Consider the following 22,188-nt stretch of genomic DNA (forward strand, 5'->3'; position numbering starts at 1 on the left):
ATTTGGGTGCGATGACGCGCCCGATGCTTGGATTCTTGCGTCCAACAGGAGATTTCGCTGGGAGTTCTCGCTGCAGTGTGCGGTAGCGCACAGAGTATAGGCGGGCTCGGATCTAGGCTAATTGCTTATTGGTATGCCCATTTCTTCACAGGGCGGAATTGCACTGATTGTCTTGATGATGATGGTGATTGCTGTTCTCTCCATTCGGCATTCAAACTGAATCGGAGATGGTCGTTGCAATTCTGAAGTGAAAACCCTGGCCGTTCTTGCGGTCAGGGTTCTTTTATGGCCTGGAGCTCGGAGCCGAACTGGCGCTGATAAGCAGCCAGGGTTGCCGGATAGCATTCGCAGGCAACCGATTCCAATCCGGTCCGGGACAGTATCTGGATGCGACCGCGGGCATATCGGATAAATTGTTTTTCCTGCAGTTTGCAGGCCGCGATGGTGACCGCGCTTCTGCGCACGCCCAGCATGTTCGCCAGGAACAAATGGGTCAGCATCAGGGGGTGCCCCCGGGCGCGGTCGTCCATTGTCAACAGCCAGCGGGCCAGGCGAGCGGAGACTTCATGGAAGGCGTTACAGGCAGCGTTCCGGGCCAGTTGTTCGGCAAGAACAAACAGGTAGCCATCGATGACGCTTTTCAACGCTGGACTCGTCTCTAGCAGGCTATGGAACCGCGAGGCCGAAACCTGGAGTGCGGTCCCGGAGCCCTGGACGACCGCCTGCATGGGGTGGCGGTCGACGCCCAGAGCCAGCGAGGCGCCCAGCATACCCTCGTGACCGATCATGCTCATCTCCAGTGGCTCATGACCTCCGACCTCGGCCATGACCGAGATGATCGCGGTGGTCGGGAAGAGCGCCTGGACAATCGGCGCGCCGGCTTCAGCGATCGCCTGGCCGAATTCAAGCTCGATCGGCCGGGACGCCGCCAGCAGCGACCGGGCGGCCGCAGTGGGTAGTCGATCGATCAATTGATTGGTTTCAGGCATCGCAGCATCCTTTTGATGCCTCATGCTCGCTGCCAGGGATGGACCCGTCTGTTCGCTTCGACACGCTCGATTTCGAGCGCAATCCGGGCAGGGTTCGGGTCGGGCTAGAGATGTTCGGCGAAAACCGTCAGCCGGTCGGTTTCTTGCTTGACCACGGCGTAGCATTCGCAGGAGAGTTCCTCCAGCTTCGGGCGGTCGAGCACGGTGATGTGTCCGCGTCGGTAGCGGATGACACCCAGATCCTGAAACTTGCGGGCCGCTTCGGTCACGCCTTCCCTGCGCACGCCCAGCATGTTGGCGATCAATTCCTGGGTCATGGTCAATTCGTTGGTCGGCAATCGATCGAGGGAGAGCAGCAGCCAGCGGGCCAACTGCTGGTCGATGTGGTGATGCCGGTTGCACACCGCGGTCTGTCCCATCTGTGTGATCAAGGCCTGGGTGTAGCGCAGCATCAGCATGCGCGTGGCGGCATCATTGTGGAATTCGCGCCTGAGATCGCTGGCCGGCAGCCGGTAGGCCGTACCGGCGCCCTGGACCACGGCCCGGCTGGGCGTGCTGTCGCCACCCATGAACACCGCGACACCGACGATGCCATCGTGGCCGACGATCGAGATCTCGGCCGAGTGGCCGTCGAGCATGACGTAGAGCAGGGAGATGACACAGTCGGCCGGGAAGTAGACGTGCTTCTCATCCTGCCCGGCGGCAAAAATCTCCTTGCCCAGCGGCAGCTCGATTTCACGCAGCAGCGGAAACACCCGTTCTTTCACCCTTTCGGGCAAAAAAGCGAGCAAGTCATTTCGCTCCGGTCCAGTCGTCATGGCCACCGCCTGATGCGGGCAACTCACCTGAGCAGAGTAACCCATTGCCCAACGCCCATTCCACGCTAGCCGGTCTTGGTCGAAGCGAGGATGATCTGGATCAAGAAATCATCCATACAGTATGCACGAATTTTCTAAAGGTTCTTCGCGTAGGCTGCAAGGCGATCGGTTTCTTCCTTGACCACGGCGTAGCACTCGCAGGAGAGTTCTTCCAGCTTTACCCGATCGAGTACGGTGATCCGCCCGCGCTGATAGCGGATGACACCCATCTTCTGCAGTTTGCTGGCCGCCTCGGTCACCCCTTCCCGGCGCACGCCCAGCATGTTGGCGATCAATTCCTGGGTCATCGTCAACTCGTTGGTCGGCAGGCGATCCAGGGAGAGAAGCAGCCATCGGGCCAGTTGCTGGTCGATGGAGTGATGCCGGTTGCAGACCGCGGTCTGGGCCATCTGGGTGATGAGGGCCTGCGTATAGCGCAGCATCAGCATGCGCATGGCGGCATCGTTGTGGAACTCGTGTTTGAGATCGGATGCCGGCAGCCGGTAGGCCGTCCCGCCACTCTGGACCACGGCTCGGCTGGGCGTGCTGTCGCCGCCCATGAACACTGCAATGCCGACGATCCCCTCACGGCCCACAACCGAGATCTCGGCCGAATGACCGTCGAGCATGACATAGAGCAGGGAGATGATGCAGTCGGCCGGGAAGTAGACGTATTTCACATCCTGCCCGGCGGCATAGATCTCCTTGCCCAGCGGCAGCTCGATTTCGCGTAACAGGGGGAACACCCGATCCTTTATCGGTTGAGGTAAGAGCGTGAGTAATTCGTTGCGCTCCGGGCCCGTGGTCATGCCCGACTTCCACTTGTTGGCCTGCTGGGCCAGGTCGGCGCGTAATTCGTTTCGATCCGATCCGGACGTCATGGCTGAATTCCCCGTCTCCGCTTAAAGTTCACCCCCCATTATGTCGCAGTCAGCGCCGACACTTATGTGCGGTACCGAACAGCCAATCCCGACTGGCCGGAAGATAGCCCGAGATTTCATCCGCCGCAGGGGTCATGGCTATCATCCTCGCGATGGAGGCTCAACAGTATCACCGATAGCTCGAATGAGCCCGACAGGCAAAATGATTTGCATTGACGAATCATTTTCGGGATTCTGATAGTTTCTGTCGAAACCTTCACGCCCGGATGCTGTCGGGGCAGAAGATGCCTGGCCACTCGGCCACTTCAAACAACAAGCCAAATAGAGGGCGGTCATTCCGTGAATTCCGAAATACCCGCGGTCAAGGACGACAACCGGCGCGGCCTGATGCGAACGCTGGTGATCTGCGCCGTGCTGATTGCCGCCGGCGCGGCCGTGCTCTTCGTGATCTACAACACTGAGCCGACGGCGAGCCGCGATGGCGCCGTGCGCCAGTCGGCCTCGCTGGTGGACGTGACCCGGGGCGAATATGGCACGTTCCGGCCCACCATCGAGGCCATGGGCACGGTGCGCCCGGCGCGCGAGATCTCGCTGAGCGCGCGGGTCGAGGGCGAGATCGTCGAACTGGGCGATTCCTTCGAGCCCGGCGGTTTCGTCGACGCCGGTGAAATGCTCGTGGCGATCGACGACGCTGACTACCGGATCGCCGTCGAACAGCGCGACAGCGCGCTCGAGCAGGCGATCGCCGAGTTGGAGATCGAACGCGGCGAGCAGCAGGCGGCGCGCTCCGACTACGAATCCTTCAACCGGGACCTGCCGCCGGAACGCCGGGCCCTGGTGCTGCGCGAACCCCAGTTGCGCGCCGCCGAGGCGAACGTCGAGTCGGCTCGCGCCGATCTGCGGCAGGCCGAACTCGATCTGGAACGCACGAGTGTCGAAGCGCCGTTCGCCGCCCATATCCTGGGTCGTGAGGTCAATGTCGGTTCTCAGGTCACTCCGGGCACGGTGCTGGCCCGCCTGGTCGGGCTCGATACCTACTGGGTCGAGGCGACCGTTCCGGTCACGCGCCTGGGTTGGCTGACGATTCCCGACGGCGAGGAACCGGGTTCCGATGTGGAAATCCGCAATCGCAGCGCCTGGCCCGAGGGTGTGTCCCGTCGGGGCGAGGTGTTTCGCATGGTCGGCGAGCTCGAGGGCAATACGCGCCTGGCGCGCATCCTGGTCTCGGTCGACGATCCGCTGGCCCGCGACGCCGGGCCGGGGACGCCGCCCCTGATGATGGGGGAATACGTGCAGTGCCGGATCGAGGGTCGAGAGATCGCCGATGTCGTGCGCATCGAGCGCCAGTACATCCGCGACGACGAGACGGTCTGGCTGATGGTCGACGGCCGTCTGGTGATTCAGCCGGTTTCAATCGCCTTCCAGGACGAGACCTACGCCTACGTCGATGAGGGTCTGAGCGACGACGACCGCGTGGTCACCACCCGCCTGGCGACCGTGCGCGAAGGGCTCAGGCTGCGCCTTGACGAAGATGAGGACGCCGTTACCGCAGGAGACGTCGAGGCATGAATTCGACGCCGTCCGGCCCGGGCCCGAATCCGGGCGGCCCGATCGCATGGATGGTCAACCATCCGATCGCGGCCAATCTGGCGATGATCATCCTGCTTGCCGGCGGGGTGTACACCGCCATCACCATGCAAAAGGAAGTCCAGCCGCGCTACGAGCTGGACTATGTCGACGTCAGCGTCTCCTATCCGGGCGCGGCGCCGGAGGAGGTCGAGCAGGGCATCCTGCTGCCGGTCGAGGAAGCCGTGCGCGGCGTGCAGGGCATCAAGGAACTCACGTCGACGGCGCGCGAGGGTTCGGGTTCGATCAGCCTCGAACTGGTCGGCGGCGTCAACCGCATGCGCGTCTACCAGGATGTCGACCAGGCGGTGGCCCAGATTCGTACCTTCCCGATCGATGCCGAAGAGCCCGAGGTGCGCCTGCGCTCGTGGCAGCGCGATGTGATGGAGATCGGCCTTTTCGGCGACATCGATACCTGGTCGTTGCGCAATCTGGGCGAGCGGGTCCGCGACCAGCTTCTGAGCAAGCCCAATATTACGCAGGTCGAGATCGGCAACGTGCCGGCCTATCTCACGCACGTCGAGATCCCGCAGCGCACGCTGCGCGAGTACGGTCTCACGCTCTCCGAGGTCGCCGACATCATCGAGCAGTCCAGCCGCGACGTGCCGGCCGGCGCCATCGACACCAGCCGGGGCGAGATCCTGCTGCGGCTCAACGAGCGCAAGGTGTGGGCGCGCGAGATGGGCGACATCGTGATCGCCAGCTCCGAAAGCGGCGCGCCGCTGACGCTCGGCGACATCGCCGAAGTGCGTGACGGTTTTGACGAGGTGGGTTTTCACTCGCAGTTCAATCGACAGCCTTCGCTCGAGATCGAGATCTTTCGCGTCGGCACGCAGTCGCCACTTGAGGTGGCCGAGTCGGTCGAGGAAGTGCTCGACGAGCTCGATCACACGCTGCCGGAGGGCGTGAGCTGGCGAATCGATTCGAACCGGGCCGAGGAGTTCGGTGATCGTCTCAAACTGCTGCTCAAGAACGGGGCGCTGGCAATCATCATCATCGTGCTCATCCTGGCGCTGTTCCTGGAAGCGCGCCTGGCCTTCTGGATCATGATGGGCATGACGATTTCCTTTGTCGGCGCCATCAATTTCCTGCCGAGCCTGGGCATCACCATCAACATGATTTCGATGTTCGGGTTCCTGGTCGCGCTTGGCATCGTCGTCGACGACGCCATCGTCGTCGGCGAGAACGTCTACGAGCATCGAGAGCGGGGCTTGAGCATGATCGACGCGGCGACTGTCGGCGCGCGCGAGATGGCCTGGCCGGTGACTTTCAGCATCCTGACCAACATCGTTGCCTTCCTGCCGGTGATGTTCATCCCGGGCATCATGGGGCAGTACTGGTGGCCGCTGCCGGTGGTGGTGGTGACCGTGCTGGCGCTGTCCCTGCTCGAGGCGCTGTTCATCCTGCCTTCGCACCTGGCGCATATCCGCGAGCGTTCGCACGCCGCCGTGGGCGAGCGCCTGCACAAGGTCCAGCGCGGCTTCGCGCGCGGTGTGAGCAACTGGATCGAGACTCGCTACCGACCATTCCTGGAGCTTTGCCTGCGCAACCGCTACATCACCCTCACCGGCGCGCTGATGCTGCTGGCGGTCACGGGCGGCTACGCGCTGAGCGACCACCTCGGCATGATCATGATGCCCGAGCAGCCGGCCGATGAAATCGAGGCCGGCGTGCGCCTGCCGGTGGGTACGACGCGCGACGTGGCCGCCGACATGGCCGCCCAGATCACCGAGGCCACGCACCGGATGTTCGAGGACAACGATCTCTACGAGGCGGCCGAGGGCATCAAGACGAACGTGCGCGGTAGAACCTTCATCGACGTCGAGATCGTGATGTTGCCGCCGGCCGAGCGCGACATCAGTACGCAGGAGGTCATCGAGCTCTGGCGCGAGCAGATCGGCGACATCAAGGGTGTCGACCAGATCACCTTCGAGGCCGAACGCGGGCCGGGCAGCTGGCGCGATGACATCAGTATCGATCTCAGTCACAACGACATCGAGGTGATCGAGCGGGCTTCGGCGGAGCTGGTCGAGCGCCTGGAATCCTTCGGCAACACCCGCGACGTCAACGACAACTACGAGGCCGGCAAATCGCAGCTCGACTTCACGCTGCTGGCCGAAGGAAGGGCACTGGGTCTGACGCCGGTGGCGGTCGGCCGGCAGTTGCGCGGTGCCTTCTACGGTGATATCGCCCTGCGCTACCTGCGCGGCACGAACGAAATCGAGGTGCGCGTCAAGCTGCCGGAGGAAGAGCGCGAGGACATCCGCACACTCGAGAACTTCATGCTCAGGACCCCCGACGGCGTCGAGGTGGCCCTGGCCGACGTGGCGCGGGTCGAGGAAGGCCAGTCATTCACCTCGATCAACCGCCGCGATGGGCGGCGCATCATCAACGTCGGCACCGACGTCGAACCCAAGAGTGCCATCAGCCGGGTCCAGGCGGCGATCGACTCGGAGGTCATGCCGCAGCTCCAGGCGGATTTCCCCGGACTGACCTGGACTTACGAGGGCAGTAACCAGGAACTGCGCGAGTCCACCGCGGCGCTGTGGGGCGGCTTCGGGCTGGCCCTGTTTGCCGTCTATGCATTGCTGGCAATCGCCTTCAGCAGCTACGTCCAGCCCTTGATCGTGATGCTGGCCATTCCCTTCGGCATCGTCGGCGGGGTCATCGGTCACATCCTGCTCGGCTACGACCTGTCGCTGGTGAGCATGCTCGGTGTCGTCGCCGTCTCCGGCGTGGTCGTCAACGGCGCGTTGATCATGGTGCATTTCGCCAATCGCCAGCGCTCGGAGATGTCCGCCCACGACGCCATCCTCAAGGCGGGGACGCGCCGTTTCCGTCCGATCGTGCTGACCACCGTGACCACCTTTGGCGGTCTGGCACCGATCATCTTCGAAACTTCCCTGCAGGCCGTGCATCTTGTGCCGATGGCTATTTCGCTTGGCTTCGGTATCGTCTTTGCCACCTCGATCATGCTGGTGGTCGTGCCCTGCTTCTACATGCTGCTCGAAGATATCCACGAAGCCTTGCAACGTCGTCGCGCGGCGTCGGTCTGAGTCTTGAAGGCCCCGCGCCGGATCTTCCCGGATCCGGCGCGTGATGACTCACTGCCTGAAAATGCCGGTAATTTTCGCGATTTATCGCTAAAAACCCGTATTTTTCAAAACTTTGATATGCGTGTGTTAGGTTTGAACGCATCCAAGGGGTTACTCACTCGCTTCTGAAGGAGGCATCAGCATGGTTCAGCAGAATCCGACCACACCATCAGAGACCGGTGTACGGCCCGGTGGGTCCGGAACCAAGGACAAGAACCCCGACAAGGGCTATATCGCCTTGCTCGGCTGGAGTCTCAACGCCATCGATGCCATGGCCCGATTCGATCGGCGCTACGTCGTCGTCGCTCCGTCGTGGGCGGCCGACTACGCCCGTGAGCATGATGTTCCGTTCATCGAATGGGACTTCGAGCGACTCAACGAGCGCTCCCTGGAGATTGCCGAAACCCTCAAGAAAGAGGGTGTGGACGTCTCGATCCCGCTGTTCGAGGAGACGGTCGAATGGGCCGGCGCCATCAATTCGGTCCTGATGGACAAGCCGCGCCTGCACGGCCAATCCGTGCTGTTCCGCGACAAGGCCCTGATGAAGCGCCGCGCCCATCTCGGCGGCATCCGGGTCGGGGTGTTCGAGGAAGCGCACGACCGCGATGATGTCTATCGCTTCCTGCGCCGCGTCAACCAGACGCTGCTCAAGCTCGACGGCGACCCGAACGATCCGATTCACCTCAAGGCTTTCGACCAGGCCGGTTGCCTGGGGCATCGGGTGATTCGCATGCCCGAAGAGATCGAGTCCATTCCGGATACCGATTTCCCCCTGCTTATGGAATCCCACCTCGATGGTTGGGAGTTTGCCGTTGAGGCCTGGATTCACGACGGTGAAATCAAGTTTCTCAATATTTCCGAGTACGTCACGCTTGGTTATTCGGTGTTCGTGCCGGCCACGCCAGAGCTGGAAAGCTGGCGGGAAGCCATTACCCGGGAAGTCGAGAAGCTGATCAAGGCCTTCGATATCAAGTTCGGGCTGATCCACCCCGAATACTTCGTGACCGCCGACGGCACGATGTACTTCGGTGAAGTCGCGTATCGGCCGCCGGGCTTCAAGGCGTTCGAGCTGATCGAGCGAGCCTACGGTTTCAATGCCTATCAGGCCACGGCCCTGGTGTTCGATCCCAACTCGACCAAGGAAGAAGTTGAAGCCTTTTTCCCCGAGCCGGTCAAGGGCGCCAAGGGCTACGCCGGATGTTTCGGTGTATTCCCGCGTCGGCGCGTGGTCAGCCAGCTGGCTTTCCCGGAAGAGACGGCCGAGCATCCATACTTCGAAAGCCATGAACTCTATCCCCTGCAGGAGGAGGTCGTGGCCGAGCGCGAAGCCTTCGGCACACACTGGGGCCTGGTCTATTTCTTCGGTGACGATCCGCACAAGATGCGCGACCTGCTCAAGCACCAGGAAGACCTGGACTTCTATACCTGACGGGGACGGAGATGCCTCGCATGCGTAGCGAGGCGATCCGCTATGATCGGGAACCCGGGCCGCGGCTTCATTGAGACCGAAGCCACGGGCCCGCGCCCGTTTCGCCCGTAATCTATTGCACGTATGGAGTACCAGCGCTTGCAAGAATCATCCCGCAACGAAGACCCGGATCTCAGCCGCCTGAGCGAACAGTTCGACCATGCGCTCGAAAGCGTCGCCCGCGTCACCCCGATTGCCAAGGCCGGCCAACTTCCGCGACTGTTCAATGCCACGCTCCGGCTGCTCAGGCGACCGGGCGGTGCGGCCATGCTGTATGCCCATGCCGGCCGGCTGGACGAGGCGGGTGTTTTCGAGGGCAGCGACTGGAATCATCCCGAGCGCCTGCAGCCGGAACTCTCACGCGGTTCCTTGACGGGGTCCGCCGATGCGCTGGCGGTCGAAGCCCTCAGCCGGCTTCGCATGCTTGCCATTGCCGAGGGTGACTACCAGCATCCGCTGGTCAGTGCCGAGGCGGCGCGCCATTTCCTCCAGCGAGGCCTGGTGCTGAGCCTCGACCTGCTGCTGGCCGATCATTCAGAGGCCGGCCGGGCCGGCGGCGGCCACCACGAAGCCGTCCAGAATCTCCTTTCATACGAGCTCGAACACCTGGGCGGAAAGAACCTGATCGAGGCGCTGGTCGCCGAGGCCGATCATATTCTCGAGCAGCGCCCGATCGATGTGGCCGGCGTGCGTCAGTTGCTCGAGCACATCGATCGCCTGTTTCGGCAAGCGAACGTGTCCGAAGAGTCAGCGGCTCTCGAGCGCGGCCGGCTGCTGCTCGATGCAAGTCGCGGCCCGACGGAGTTGAGCGATGCTTCGCCGGAGGCCAGCCTGGAGAAGTTTCGGGCGTTGTCCCCGGTGCAGCAGGACGGGGAATTGGCCGCTCTCGGGCACTCGATGAACGAAACCGGGCTGGTCTGCCCGGCCCACGGCGCCATTCTCAGGTTCCTGGCCGAATCCGGCAGTGACGAGCAACTGGTGCTGGCGATGGGGCTCGATGCGGTCGGCGCCGACAGCCTGGATGCGTTCAATGCCCTGGTGCGAGCTCTGATCGTCGAGGCGGTTCACCCGGCCACCGCCCAGTGCATCGTTGCGTTGAGCAACCTGCTCGATCGCGGCACGCTGTTCTTCCCCCCGGTCCCGCCGGCGTTGTGGCGGTTGACGCAACTCGATCCGCTACCGGATGTTGCCGAGCACCTGCGCAAGGAGTTCGGGCATGACGATCCGCCTTCCGGCCGCAGTCTGCTGCTGGCTGGTGTCATCGGTGTGCTTGGCCTGCCGCTGGGCGTGAGTCAGGGCAACAACCCCACCTGCCAGTCGGCGCGCGCCATCAGCCTGTGGGCCCAGGTTGACCCGGGTTTTCTGCTCGAGCTGGTGATGTGGGCCGCGCGCGATGACGAGATCGATCTGCTCTTCGAGGGTGACCTGATCCGTTCCAGCGAACTGAGCGAAGGATTGATCGAGGACTTCCATACCGAACTCGATACCGTTTCACTCGTTCTGGTGCCGCACCTCGACAAGATCTACTGGGAGATGGGGCGTCGTATCGTCGGCCGCGGCGAGGACGGGCACCGCTGGATCAATCCCGAATTTCACGGCTGGTGGGTGCACCGTGGTTTTGCCACCACCATTGACTACGCCACCGGGGCGGTCAACGATTTCGCCGGCTTCATCCGGCAATTTCACGCTGCCTACCATCCCGGCTACAACGGCGGCGCAGAACTGATCTATCCGCAACCGGCCGGCATCGTCGCTACCGATCCTTTCGGTAATTTCATCGGGCTCCACGCTATCGCTATCCAGCGCGTTGCCCTGGATCCCGAAGGCGTCATGCGCGTTTACTTCTACAACCCCAACAACGAGGGCCGGCAGGACTGGGGCCAGGGCATCGTGACCTCGACCCGAGGGCATGATGAGGTGCCCGGGGAGTCCTCGCTGCCCTTCGAGCAGTTCTGCGCCCGTCTCTACGTCTTTCATTTCAACGAGCGCGAGCTCGGTGATCCCGAGGCGGTGCCTGATGACACAGTAGACGCCATCGCAGAGCAGGTGCGAGCAAGCTGGGCGGCCGATAAAGCCTGGCAGGAAGTCGTTTCGAGCTGATGAACGCTCCGGTGGCAATCGTCTACCACGACGAGATGCTTCAGCATCAGCCACCCGGCCTGGAGCCGGAAATGCGTGATTATCACGCGCGCCAGCTGCGTGCCCGGCTGGGAGAGCTGGTCGCCAGCCAGATCTGGCGCCATCCCGAACGGCCCGAGCGGCTGTCCTCGCTGGTCGAGCTTGCGCGTGAAGTCGACGACGGCAGACCGTTGTGGCTCTTGCCCGAGCGGGCCGATGAAGCAACCGTCCGTCGAGTCCATACCGGCGGCCATATGGAGCGCCTCGACAAGCTCAGGGGCCGCAAGCGCATGCTTTCGATCGACTCCACGGCGGTTTCGCCGGGCAGTGTCGATGCGGCATTTCGTGCCGCCGGTGCGGTCTGCACGGCCGTCGATGCCGTGTTCGATGGCCGGGCGGCTACGGCCTTCGCCCTGGTGCGTCCTCCGGGGCACCATGCCAACGCCGCGCATTATCAGGGCTTTTGCCTGATCAACAACGTCGCCGTTGCGGCGCGGCACGCGATGGCTGTGCACGGCGCCGAGCGCGTGCTGATCGTCGACTGGGACGTGCACCACGGCAACGGTACGGCCTCGATCTTCGCCGACGACCCGGACGTGCTTTTCTTCGATATCCACCGTGCGTCACCCTGCTATCCCGGCAGCGGGGCGCTGGAGGATGTCGGGCGGGGACGCGCGCGCGGCACGACGCTGAACGTGCCGTTGCCGGCCGAGACCGGCGACCTGGCGGTTCTTGAGGCATTCGAGCGCATTCTGGTCCCGGCGGCGCGCCGATTCCGGCCCGATCTGATCATGGTCTCGGCGGGTTTCGACGGCACCAGCGAACACCTTGCCTGCAAGTTCAGCAGGGCGCTTTATGCACATCTGACCGATCGCCTGCAGAAGCTGACCGATGAACTGTGCAATGGCCGCCTGGTCCTGGCACTGGAGGGCGGCTACCACCTCGAACCCATGCGCGAGGCGCTGGCACATTGCCTGCGCATGCTCCGCGATCCCGGTTGCGAATTGCCGCCTTTGCAGCGCAGCCGCATTGGTCTTCCCGCCGTGCGCGAAGCAGCGGATTTTCTGGCCAGGCAGTCTTCTTTGCTTAGAGACTGAATTCCGGTCTGGCTTGGACTCCATGTTCGGGCCCGCTATAGTGTTGCCCCGATCCGTTGAGACAAGAAAATGCATACGTTGAAGTCATTCCTGGCGTTAGCGCTCATGGCCACGATCTTCTTTGTGGCTGCTGTGTATGCCCAGGTTCCCGACAGTTTCATGCGCCTGGCCGAGGACGCCGAGGGTGACCCGCAATCCCTGCAGGTTGGGTTGGCACACTACCGTGATAAGCAGGGGCGAACACTTCATCTGGTCGGCGCCATCCACGTGGCGGATCGATCCTATTTCAAGGATCTGCAGCGGCGTTTCGACGATTACGATGTTGTGCTCTACGAACTGGTGGGCGATCCCGACGGCAAGGGGGAGCGACCGGCCGGTACGGGACTGAACCTCGTGGGGCTGCTGCAGGGCGGCATGAAGGATGCGCTGGGCCTGGCTTTCCAGCTCGAGGAGATCGATTACGACCGGCCCAACTTCGTGCATGCGGACATGACGGCCACGGAATTCAGCGACAGCATGACCAGCCGCAATGAATCCTGGATGGGCACGTTCATGCAGATGTGGGCGGCATCGGCGGTAACCCAGGACGCTGCGAAGCAGCAGGCGCAGTTGCTTAGGGTGCTGTTTGCCAGCGATCGCCAGTTGGCGCTCAAGCGCATGATGGCCGAGTCGATGATCGACCAGGCTCGTGTCATGGAAGTACTGGCCGACGAGGACGGATCAGTGCTGATTACCGAGCGCAATCGCAAGGCCCTGGCGGTGCTCGGGGACGAACTTGATCAGGGAGCGAGTAACGTTGCGCTGTTCTACGGCGCCGGACACTTGCCCGACTTTCATCGGCGCCTGAGCGACGAATTCGGATTCGAACTGCAGAATATTGAGTGGCTCGATGCCTGGCAACTGAAGTGATTAAAGATTCGTGCCTCGTCATGCTGGCAGCGGGGGCGCTGTTGCAGGAGATCGGCGGCACAATTCGCCGATGACTTCACGCTGTTGAAAATGATCGGCCACAGCGGATTTTTGCAATCTTTATCCGCCATAAGGTACCTTGACGTCGCTTCGCCAACGGACTTATCTGATAGAGGGAGACATTCATGCGGTATTTCCTGGTTGCCCTGCTTATGATCTCGGGCATTCACGGCCTGCAAGCGGCCACCTTCAACGTCAATAGCACGACCGATGCGGTCGATTCCAACCCGGGTGACGGTATCTGCGAAACGTCAAGCGGCTCGGGTGACTGCACATTGCGTGCGGCGGTCATGGAAGCCAATGAGGCAGCCGGGCCGCACACAATCGAATTGCCCGCCGGTGATTTCGTACTTTCCATCGACGATCCGGCAAACGACGATGCGAGTGCGGGTGATCTCGATGTGCTTGAAGAAACCACGATCAGAGGGAGCGGTGTCGAGAATACGCGTATAGACGGTGACGATACCATTCGGCTTTTTGAAGCATCCGATGTACTTCGGATCGAAGATGCCACGCTTCAGAACGGCTTCGCTGGCTCCAGTGCTGCCTTTAGAGGTGGCGCGGTACTGGCATCGGCGGATCTTGTTCTCGATCAGGTGCAACTGATCGGAAATCGCGCCAATACCGGCGGCGCGATCTATACGTTTGCTGATTTCGAGATTCAACGAAGCCTGCTTCGCGAAAATGTAGCTGGAGATTTTGAGGTGGTCAATCAGCGGGGCCACGCCATGGTTGTTAATCTTGGTGCCACGGGCACTATTACTGCAACGGAAATTTCAAACAATGGGCCGGCGCCGGGAACCGGAGGCAATTTTGCTGCAATTTTTTTAACAAGTTCAGCCCTGCTGAATCTGGTTAACTCATCCGTGGTGGATAACGTGGGTGTGGGTGTCAGGGTCGAGAATGCGAATCTCACGCTCAGTCACAGCACCCTTGCGGGGAATGAGCGTTATCAGCTCAACACTTTTTCTTTCAACGATGACAACACGATCGAGATCTTCGGAAGCTTGTTTCAGGACTCTCCTGCAGGATTTAGTGCGTGTAGCGCGGACGCAGACGTACAAACCTCGCTGGGCTACAACATCAGTGATGATGACAGCTGCCTGTTGACGGCAACGGGCGATCTGGAGGACACGGATGCCGAGCTTGGCCCGCTGCAGGACAATGGCGGTCCCACACTCTCCCGAGCACCGGCATCGGGCAGTCCGGCAATCAATCTGGTTCCGCCGAGCTCCTGTATTGACCAGGAAGGTTCTGCGCTGACCCTGGACCAGCGCGGTGAGCCGCGACCTTCGCCGTTTTTCACCAACTGCGATGCTGGTGCGATCGAATTCCAGTTTTCGGAGCAAGTGTTCAACGACCGTTTCGAGTCCTAGCAATATCCCCTTGACTGGCGCGGGCCGGATGGCTCGCGCTATGAGCTCCATTGCAAGGCACCGGTTATGCGCTTTCTCTTTATTGGCTTGACGTTGTCCATGGGTGTGCAGAGTTATTCGCCGGTTTGCTTCGGGTCGAGCCATTTGAGCAAATGCAATGACATCAAATAACAGGTCGGTCTTGCCCACGCGATTTCGTTATCGACTCAGCCCGGTCAACATGCGCCGGGGTTTGTGGGTCGTGCTGGGATCACTGGCCGTTCTGTTCGTTGTCGCCGAACTTGTTTCCGGCGATTTTTTCGCGGAAATCCTGGAGGACCTTCAGGGGCAGCCGGCCTGGGCGGTTGCGCTGGCGTTGGTGGCCACCCTTGCATTGATCGTCCTCATCGCCCGGATCGTTTCCATGTCAAAGGACGCCCGGCTGGTGGTCGATACCGACGGTGTCCGCTGTTCGCCACATCCCCACCACGGACCGAGAACCTGGTTGCGCCACGACTGGCAGTTGCCGTGGTCGGCCATCGAACGGGCGATCGTCCAACGGCCCGGCCCGAAGGCGCACCATGTGCAGAATTGGGTCAACACGACGCTGACGCTGGAGACCACGCAGGGCCGGCATGACCTGGCGCTGCTGCACTGGGACCCGGTCGGCGATCCGCTGGACCGCCCCGACTTGTTGGCCATGCGGCCGGGCAAGCAGCTGCACGCGCTGACCGAGACGCATCCGCTCGTTCAGCACCTGGCCCAGCGCGATATCGAAGTCGAATTCGAATCATTGGGCGTGCGCGGGCGCTGGGGCATGGGCAAGCCCGCTGGCGATCGGCCCGCTCCGAAGGATGGCGATGCGCCGGTCGACATTCTGCAGTTCAAGTCCCTGGTGGCCATGCTTTCGTTGATGGGCGCCATCGGCGTGGCCGCCGCATTGCACTTCACGGTGTTGCCGCCGGTACGTGCGCTCTGGTCGCCGAACTACGGCTTGCTGGTTTTGGTCGCGAGCGCGATCTTCGTCGCCGGTGCGCTGCTGGCCAGTGCCGCCCCCGTTCGGGAGCGCACCATCGTCGCGCTGTTGCTCGGCGTGATGAGCGGTTTGTTGTTCCACCCCCTATCGGTACGCTGGCAAGCGCTGAGCGGACCAACCGCGGAGCCGGTCGACTACATCGTTCAGGCGCCGGGACAGTTCCAGCCGGTCGATGCGGGATATCCCGCGCTGGACTTGTCCGACCTGAACGTCCCCGAATACTGGGCCAGTCTCTCGGCCGGTGATGTGTATCCCTTCGACCTGCAGGCACTCGGCGATGAGCGCCACGTCCTCCGGCTTGATTCGCTGTTCGAGCGCACGAGGGAGTTTTATCGACGCCAGGACGAACAATAGCGGCAAACGGCTCGTGACGTCCGTCGTGCGGAGTAGCGTTCCAGCTTGACAGTGTTTTATGCCGCGCGCCTATACTGCCGGCATGGAAGCCGATGCGATCGTGGTTGGAGGTGGCCTCGCGGGCCTGGTTGCAGCCTGTGAGTTGTGCGATGCCGGCAAGCGGGTGATCGTGCTCGAACAGGAGGGCGAGAACAGTCTTGGCGGGCAGGCTTTCTGGTCGCTGGGCGGGCTGTTTTTCGTCGACAGTCCCGAACAGCGCCGGATGCGAATCAACGACAGCCCCGAACTGGCCTGGCAGGATTGGCTGGGTTCGGCACAGTTCGACCGCGCTGAGGACCACTGGCCGCGCAAGGTCGCCGAAGCCTATATCGAGTTCGCCGCCGGCGAGATGCGGCCGTGGTTGCGTTCGATGGGCATGCGCTGGTTCCCGATCGTGGGCTGGGCCGAGCGCGGTGGGGCCCATGCACACGGCCACGGCAACTCGGTGCCGCGATTCCACATCACCTGGGGGACCGGGCCGGGCGTCGTGCGTCCTTTTGTCGATCGATTGATGGCGCACGTCGGTTCCGGGCGCGCCGAATTGCGTTGCCGACATCGTGTGACCGAACTGCACACGAGCGGCGGCGCCGTCTCCGGGGTCAGCGGCGAGGTTCTCGAGCCGTCCAGGGTGGAGCGGGGTGAACGTTCGGGCCGCGAGGTCATCGATTCGTTCGACTTGAAGAGTGACTGCGTCATCGTGACCTCCGGTGGCATCGGCGGCAACCACGACCTGGTTCGCGAGAACTGGCCGGTCGAACAGCTCGGCCCGGCGCCGAAGCACATGGTGGCCGGCGTACCGCATCACGTCGACGGCAAGATGATCGGCGTCGCCCAGGCAGCCGGAGCGGCGGTGATCAACGCCGATCGCATGTGGCACTACACCGAGGGCGTGCACAACTGGAGTCCGATCTGGCCCAATCATGGCATTCGCATCCTTCCGGGCCCGTCGTCGATGTGGTTCGACGCCAACGGTGAACGCCTCGAGGCACCCTGCCTGCCGGGCTTCGACACGCGCTCGACGCTCAAGCGCATTCTCTCGACCGGATACGAGCACTCCTGGTTCATTCTCGACCGCGACATCATCCGCAAGGAATTCTCACTGTCGGGCTCGGAGCAGAACCCGGACCTGACCGGCGCCAAGTGGTCGCTGGTGTTCAAGAACAGGAAGGGCGGACGCGTACCCCCGCCGGTCCAGGTATTCATGGACAAGGGGGAGGACTTCGTCGTCGCCGATAACCTCGACGAGCTGGTTGCGGGCATGAATCGCCTGGCCGGTGATGCGCAACTGGATGCCGGGCGCATCCGGGCGCAGATCGAGGCCCGCGACCGCGAGCTTGCCAATGCGTATTCCAAGGATGCCCAGGTGACCGCCATCCACGGCGCCCGGCGGTATCTCGGCGACAAACTGATCCGCACGGCCAAACCACACCGCATCCTCGACCCGGCCCACGGTCCGCTGATCGCCGTTCGATTGAACATCCTCACGCGCAAGACCCTCGGCGGGCTGCACACCGACCTAGACTCGAGAGTTCTCGATGCTGAGGGCAATCCCGTGGAAGGTCTTTACGCCGCCGGTGAATGCGCCGGTTTCGGCGGCGGTGGCTACCATGGTTACAACGCCCTCGAAGGCACGTTCCTGGGCGGCTGCATCTTTTCCGGGCGCAATGCCGGGAGACACGCGGCGGGGCGCAAGTCGTGACCGACGTCGTGATCGCGCGTGAACGCGCCTCGGACATCCCGATGATTCACGCTGTTCATGCCGAGGCATTCGAGACCGACGCGGAGGCCCGGCTAGTCGATCGCCTGCGCGAGCAGGCCGAACCGTTTCTCTCACTGGTCGCGCGATTCGGTGACGTGGTGGTCGGCCATGTCCTGTTTACCCCCGCTCGCCTGGCCGGAAAAGGCAAGGCCGGTCTGCTGGGATTGGCGCCGATGGCCGTGCTGCCGGCTTTCCAGCGACGCGGGATCGGAGGCCGGCTGATCGAGCAGGGCCTGAGTGCCGCGCGTGATCTGGGTGCCCGGGGGGTCGTGGTGCTTGGTCACGCGGACTACTATCCGAAATTCGGCTTTCAGCCAGCAGCAGAGTTCGATTTGTCAAACGAGTTCGGTGCCCCTGCCGAGAATTTCATGGCGCTTGAACTGGTTCCCGGTGGTCTGGCGGAGGTCTCGGGCCGGGTGCATTACCACCCGGCGTTTTCCGCATCCACCTGATTTCGGCGCTCGCGCCCCGGGCGGGATTGCTCAGAATCCTTCGCCTTCGCCGTCGGATTCGTCGTCGCCTTCCCCGTTGCCGTCGTCCGCTTCGGATTCGCCGTCTTCGGCTTCCTGCTCGTCCCCGGTTGTCGGCTCCTCGCTCTCCGGGCCTTCCCCGGGAGCCTCCGATTCCGCTTCCGGCTCGGATTCGGGTTCAGGCGGCTGGACGAGCTCGCGGTACTCGCCTTCGGTCAGGCGCGAGGCGTCCTGGAGGAAGGCCGCAATCTGCCAGACCTGCTCGTCGGAGACGCGGTCTTCGTCAATACGGGGCATGGCCGACATCTTGATGCCGTTGCGAACGACCCAGAACAGTTCGGCCGGGTCGGGCTGGCCGCGGGTCAGCGCCGGCGGGCGGGGATCAAAGCCGTTGCTCGGTTCCCGCCCGGGCCGGCCATGGCAGCCCGCACAGGATTGGTCGTAGGCGATTGCGCCGGCCGCATGCATGTCTGCGCCGTCCAGGTCGGGAACTTCGATATCGGCCGCCCGGGTTTCGATGGAGCGGTGGCGCAGCGTTTCCAGGTACCAGTTGGTCCAGGGCGCGTGGCCGGTGCCGACGGAAATGTCGTAGTGTCCGCTGTAGGCGTAAGCTATCGCCGCACCTATGACGATGACCGCCAGGATCAGTATCGTCCGTATGAATGTCCCGATTGTTCTCATTTTTCTATTCCCTCCTCAAAAGGCGTGAACCCGATCATACCAAGCGCGCTGCCCGATGCCGGGAGGTGGAGACCACAGACCACAGACCCGGAGAATCGGATTGACGAACCGCCCCGGCTCGCGGCAAGCTCTCGCCTCGACCCCAACCCGAGCACGGAATCAATGTCGCGAGTACCTATTGCCGCATTGCTGCTGACCGCAACCGTCGGAACATTCGGCGCCGAAACCCCGGAGTCCGAATTACCCGAACTCGAGCGCGCGCACCGGCTGCTGGAACGACATGTCCTGATCGACGGCCACAATGACGTGCCCTGGCAGGTGCGGGAGCGATTCGACCGGCGCTTGAGCGAGCTGGACTTCGCCGGTGACGCCGCAACGCTGGAGCCGCCGATGCATACCGACCTGCCGCGTCTGCGCGAAGGACGGGTGGGGGCGCAGTTCTGGTCGGTCTATGTCGATCCGGATTTTTCCGGCGACGAAGAACTGGCCGCGATCGCCGGCGACAACATGTTGCGAGTATTGCGCGAAGCCGAAGCAGTTTCCGGTCGCCTGCGATCCGAACGCGGTCCTTCGGAAGCGCGATACGAGTGACGGTCTGCCCGGCAGTACGCCCGGGTATGGGGGAGCGTAGTTTCGAAGTCGGCTTTGTTAACGCAGTCTCGTTACAATAGCCGTTCTCGATAATGGATTCGGCCCAGGAGAGGCGAGGCATGGTGCAACAGTATCCCCACCCCGACGACATCGATTCACAGGAGACCCAGGAGTGGCTGGAGTCGCTTGCAGCAGTCGTCGACCGTGACGGCCCGGAGCGGGCGCACTTCATTCTCGAGCGCCTGGTCGAGCTCGCCCGCCGCTCGGGGGCGCACCTGCCGTTCGACCTGACGACGGCCTATATCAATACCATTCCGCCGCACCGCGAGCCGAACATGCCCGGCGACGGCGCGCTGGAACGGCGCATCCGTTCGATCATTCGATGGAACGCGATGGCCATGGTCGTGCGCGCCGCCCGCCGTGGCGGCGAACTGGGTGGCCATATCGCCAGCTTCGCCTCGGCCGCCACGCTCTACGACGTCGGCTTCAATCACTTCTTCAAGGGGCCCGATCACGAGGACGGCGGCGACCTGGTCTACATCCAGGGCCATTCCTCGCCGGGCATCTATGCGCGCGCCTTTCTCGAAGGTCGAATGACCGAGGAACAGCTCGACGGCTTCCGCCAGGAAGTCGACGGCGAGGGGGTCAGCTCCTATCCGCATCCCTGGCTGATGCCGGAGTTCTGGCAGTTCCCGACCGTTTCGATGGGCCTGGGGCCCATTATGTCGATCTACCAGGCGCGCTTCCTGAAATACCTGACCAACCGCGGTATTACCGACGCCGGCAAGCGCAAGGTCTGGAGCTTTATCGGTGATGGCGAGATGGACGAGCCCGAATCGCTCGGTGCGCTGTCACTGGCCGGCCGCGAGAAGCTCGACAACCTGGTGTTCGTGGTCAATTGCAATTTGCAGCGACTCGACGGGCCGGTGCGGGGTAACGGCAAGATCATCCAGGAGCTGGAGGGTTACTTTCGGGGTGCGGGCTGGAATGTCATCAAGGTTATCTGGGGCTCCTACTGGGATCCCTTGCTGGCGCGCGACACCAAGGGTCTGCTCAGGCGGCGCATGGAAGAGGCGCTCGACGGCGACTACCAGAAGTACAAGGCCAACGACGGCGCCTACGTGCGTGAGCACTTCTTCGGCGCCTACGACGAACTGAAGGAGATGGTCGCCGACATGTCCGACGAGGACATCTGGCGCCTCAATCGCGGCGGCCACGATCCGCACAAAATCCATGCCGCTTATCAAGCCGCCACCCATCACGAGGGTCGGCCTACCGTCATCCTGGCCAAGACCATCAAGGGCTACGGCCTGGGCCAGTCGGGCGAGGGACAGAACATCTCGCACCAGCAGAAGAAACTCGACGACCAGGGCGTGAAGTACTTCCGCGACCGCTTCAACGTGCCGGTTCCCGACGACAAGCTCCCCGAGGTGCCTTATTACCACCCGGGCGAGGATTCCGAGGAAGTGAAGTACATGAAGAAGCGCCGGGAAGAGCTCGGCGGCTTTCTGCCCCAGCGCAAGGTCGAGGAACAGAAGCTTGAAGTGCCCGGACTCGAGGCATTTTCCAAGGTCATGGAGTCGACCGGCGAGCGCGAAATCTCGACGACCATGGCTTTCGTGCGCTGCCTGACGGTCATGTTGCGCGACAAGAACATCAAGAAGCACATCGTGCCGATCATCTGCGACGAGGCGCGCACCTTCGGCATGGAAGGCCTGTTCCGCCAGATCGGTATCTACGCACCCTTCGGCCAGCTGTATGAACCGGTGGATTCCGATCAGCTCGCGTACTACAAGGAAGCAAAGGAGGGGCAGGTGCTGCAGGAAGGCCTGACCGAGGCCGGCTCGATGAGCTCCTGGATTGCGGCGGGAACCAGCTACGCTTCGACCGGCGTTCCGATGATTCCCTTCTATTCCTTCTATTCCATGTTCGGCTTCCAGCGTATCGGCGACCTGGCCTGGGCGGCCGGCGACATGCGTGCGCGCGGCTTCCTCATCGGCGGCACATCCGGCCGGACCACGCTCAACGGCGAGGGCCTGCAGCACGAGGATGGCCACAGTCATGTCCAGGCCGGGCTGATTCCCAACTGCGTCTCTTACGACCCGACCTTCGCCTACGAGCTGACGGTGATCCTGCAGGATGGTCTCCGGCGCATGTACGCCGAAGGCGAAGACGTTTATTACTACATCACCGTGCTCAACGAGAACTACCAGCATCCCGAAATGCCGGAAGGGGCCGAAGAAGGCATCCGCAAGGGTATGTACCTGTTCCGCGAGGGCGATGGCGGAAATGACAAGCTGCGTGTTCAGCTGATGGGGTCGGGCTCGATTCTGCGCGAAGTCATCGCCGCTGCGGATATCCTGGAAGAAGACTACGGCGTGACCTCGGATATCTGGTCGGTGACCAGCTTCAACGAGGTGCGCAAGGAAGGCTACGAGGTCAGCCGGCGCAACCGGCTCAATCCCGACGAGTCGCCGAGGACCCCCTGGATTACGGGTCTGCTCAAGGATCGGAAGGGCCCGGCCGTGGCGGCCACCGATTACGTTCGCGGATTTGCCGACCAGGTACGCGAGTTCGTGCCGCAAGACGAGTACATCGTTCTGGGGACCGACGGCTTCGGCCGCTCGGACACGCGCGAGAATCTGCGCCGCTTCTTCGAGGTCGACCGCTACAACGTCGCTTGGGCCGCACTGGTCGGCCTCAATCGCCAGGGCAAGTTCGACGACGACAAACTGGTCAAGGCCAGGAGTGCGCTGAATATCGACCCCGACAAGCCGTTGCCGACGACGGTGTGATTCGGCTG

16 protein-coding genes are annotated in these 22,188 nt (G+C 62.6%); 12 read left to right on the top strand and 4 right to left on the bottom strand.

Annotated features, from left to right (window positions below; all coding sequences use genetic code 11):
• Positions 1–272: 272 nt before the first annotated feature.
• The 3 genes from ACDC66_RS01600 to ACDC66_RS01610 all read right to left on the bottom strand — a co-directional run bounded on the left by ACDC66_RS01600 (position 273) and on the right by ACDC66_RS01610 (position 2,655).
• The gene (locus ACDC66_RS01600) at positions 273–989 is read right to left on the bottom strand and encodes a Crp/Fnr family transcriptional regulator (RefSeq protein WP_376694921.1); all 717 of its coding nucleotides are present in this window, start codon (positions 987–989) and stop codon (positions 273–275) included.
• A gap of 104 nt (positions 990–1,093) precedes the next feature.
• On the bottom strand, positions 1,094–1,807 hold the full coding sequence (locus ACDC66_RS01605) for a Crp/Fnr family transcriptional regulator (RefSeq protein WP_376694922.1): 714 nt from the start codon (positions 1,805–1,807) through the stop codon (positions 1,094–1,096).
• 134 nt (positions 1,808–1,941) lie between these two features.
• A complete protein-coding gene (locus ACDC66_RS01610) occupies positions 1,942–2,655 on the bottom strand; it encodes a Crp/Fnr family transcriptional regulator (RefSeq protein ID WP_376695141.1) in 714 nt (237 codons plus the stop codon).
• Between the two features lie 411 nt (positions 2,656–3,066).
• Here ACDC66_RS01610 and ACDC66_RS01615 point away from each other — a divergent pair, with 411 nt between their 5' ends.
• The 10 genes from ACDC66_RS01615 to ACDC66_RS01660 all read left to right on the top strand — a co-directional run bounded on the left by ACDC66_RS01615 (position 3,067) and on the right by ACDC66_RS01660 (position 18,095).
• Positions 3,067–4,296 carry an efflux RND transporter periplasmic adaptor subunit gene (locus ACDC66_RS01615; RefSeq protein WP_376694923.1) on the top strand — a complete coding sequence of 410 codons (1,230 nt, stop codon included), beginning with the start codon at positions 3,067–3,069 and terminating at the stop codon, positions 4,294–4,296.
• Positions 4,293–7,409 carry an efflux RND transporter permease subunit gene (locus ACDC66_RS01620; RefSeq protein WP_376694924.1) on the top strand — a complete coding sequence of 1,039 codons (3,117 nt, stop codon included), beginning with the start codon at positions 4,293–4,295 and terminating at the stop codon, positions 7,407–7,409. The genes ACDC66_RS01615 and ACDC66_RS01620 overlap by 4 nt, the downstream gene beginning before the upstream one ends.
• Positions 7,410–7,590: 181 nt before the next feature.
• Positions 7,591–8,877, top strand: coding sequence for an ATP-grasp domain-containing protein (locus ACDC66_RS01625; protein WP_376694925.1), 1,287 nt, complete (start codon positions 7,591–7,593; stop codon positions 8,875–8,877).
• A gap of 138 nt (positions 8,878–9,015) precedes the next feature.
• The gene (locus tag ACDC66_RS01630; protein WP_376694926.1) at positions 9,016–11,016 is read left to right on the top strand and encodes a hypothetical protein; all 2,001 of its coding nucleotides are present in this window, start codon (positions 9,016–9,018) and stop codon (positions 11,014–11,016) included.
• Positions 11,016–12,131, top strand: a complete 1,116-nt coding sequence (locus ACDC66_RS01635) for a histone deacetylase family protein (RefSeq protein WP_376694927.1) — start codon at positions 11,016–11,018, stop codon at positions 12,129–12,131. Before ACDC66_RS01630 ends, ACDC66_RS01635 begins: the two co-directional genes overlap by 1 nt.
• Positions 12,132–12,200: 69 nt before the next feature.
• The gene (locus ACDC66_RS01640) at positions 12,201–13,040 is read left to right on the top strand and encodes a TraB/GumN family protein (protein ID WP_376694928.1); all 840 of its coding nucleotides are present in this window, start codon (positions 12,201–12,203) and stop codon (positions 13,038–13,040) included.
• A 185-nt stretch (positions 13,041–13,225) separates the two neighbouring features.
• Complete coding sequence (locus ACDC66_RS01645) at positions 13,226–14,476, top strand: choice-of-anchor Q domain-containing protein (protein ID WP_376694929.1); 1,251 nt, start codon at positions 13,226–13,228, stop codon at positions 14,474–14,476.
• Between the two features lie 157 nt (positions 14,477–14,633).
• Complete coding sequence (locus tag ACDC66_RS01650) at positions 14,634–15,845, top strand: hypothetical protein (RefSeq protein ID WP_376694930.1); 1,212 nt, start codon at positions 14,634–14,636, stop codon at positions 15,843–15,845.
• Positions 15,846–15,903: 58 nt separating this feature from the next.
• Positions 15,904–17,583 carry an FAD-binding dehydrogenase gene (locus ACDC66_RS01655; protein WP_376694931.1) on the top strand — a complete coding sequence of 560 codons (1,680 nt, stop codon included), beginning with the start codon at positions 15,904–15,906 and terminating at the stop codon, positions 17,581–17,583.
• Positions 17,580–18,095 (top strand): GNAT family N-acetyltransferase, encoded by a 516-nt coding sequence (locus ACDC66_RS01660; RefSeq protein ID WP_376694932.1) that lies wholly within the window; start codon positions 17,580–17,582, stop codon positions 18,093–18,095. The genes ACDC66_RS01655 and ACDC66_RS01660 overlap by 4 nt, the downstream gene beginning before the upstream one ends.
• A 30-nt stretch (positions 18,096–18,125) precedes the next feature.
• Here the strand turns inward: ACDC66_RS01660 and ACDC66_RS01665 are convergent, their stop codons facing one another.
• Entirely contained in the window at positions 18,126–18,794 is a 669-nt protein-coding gene (locus ACDC66_RS01665) for a c-type cytochrome (RefSeq protein WP_376694933.1), read from the bottom strand.
• Between the two features lie 162 nt (positions 18,795–18,956).
• Between ACDC66_RS01665 and ACDC66_RS01670 the strand changes: the two genes are divergently transcribed.
• Positions 18,957–19,385 (top strand): membrane dipeptidase, encoded by a 429-nt coding sequence (locus ACDC66_RS01670; protein ID WP_376694934.1) that lies wholly within the window; start codon positions 18,957–18,959, stop codon positions 19,383–19,385.
• Between the two features lie 119 nt (positions 19,386–19,504).
• Positions 19,505–22,180, top strand: coding sequence for a pyruvate dehydrogenase (acetyl-transferring), homodimeric type (aceE, locus tag ACDC66_RS01675; protein ID WP_376694935.1), 2,676 nt, complete (start codon positions 19,505–19,507; stop codon positions 22,178–22,180).
• The last annotated feature ends 8 nt before the right edge of the window (positions 22,181–22,188 follow it).

It is taken from the genome of Wenzhouxiangella psychrophila, assembly GCF_042310375.1.
In the GTDB taxonomy this organism is placed as follows: domain Bacteria; phylum Pseudomonadota; class Gammaproteobacteria; order Xanthomonadales; family Wenzhouxiangellaceae; genus Wenzhouxiangella.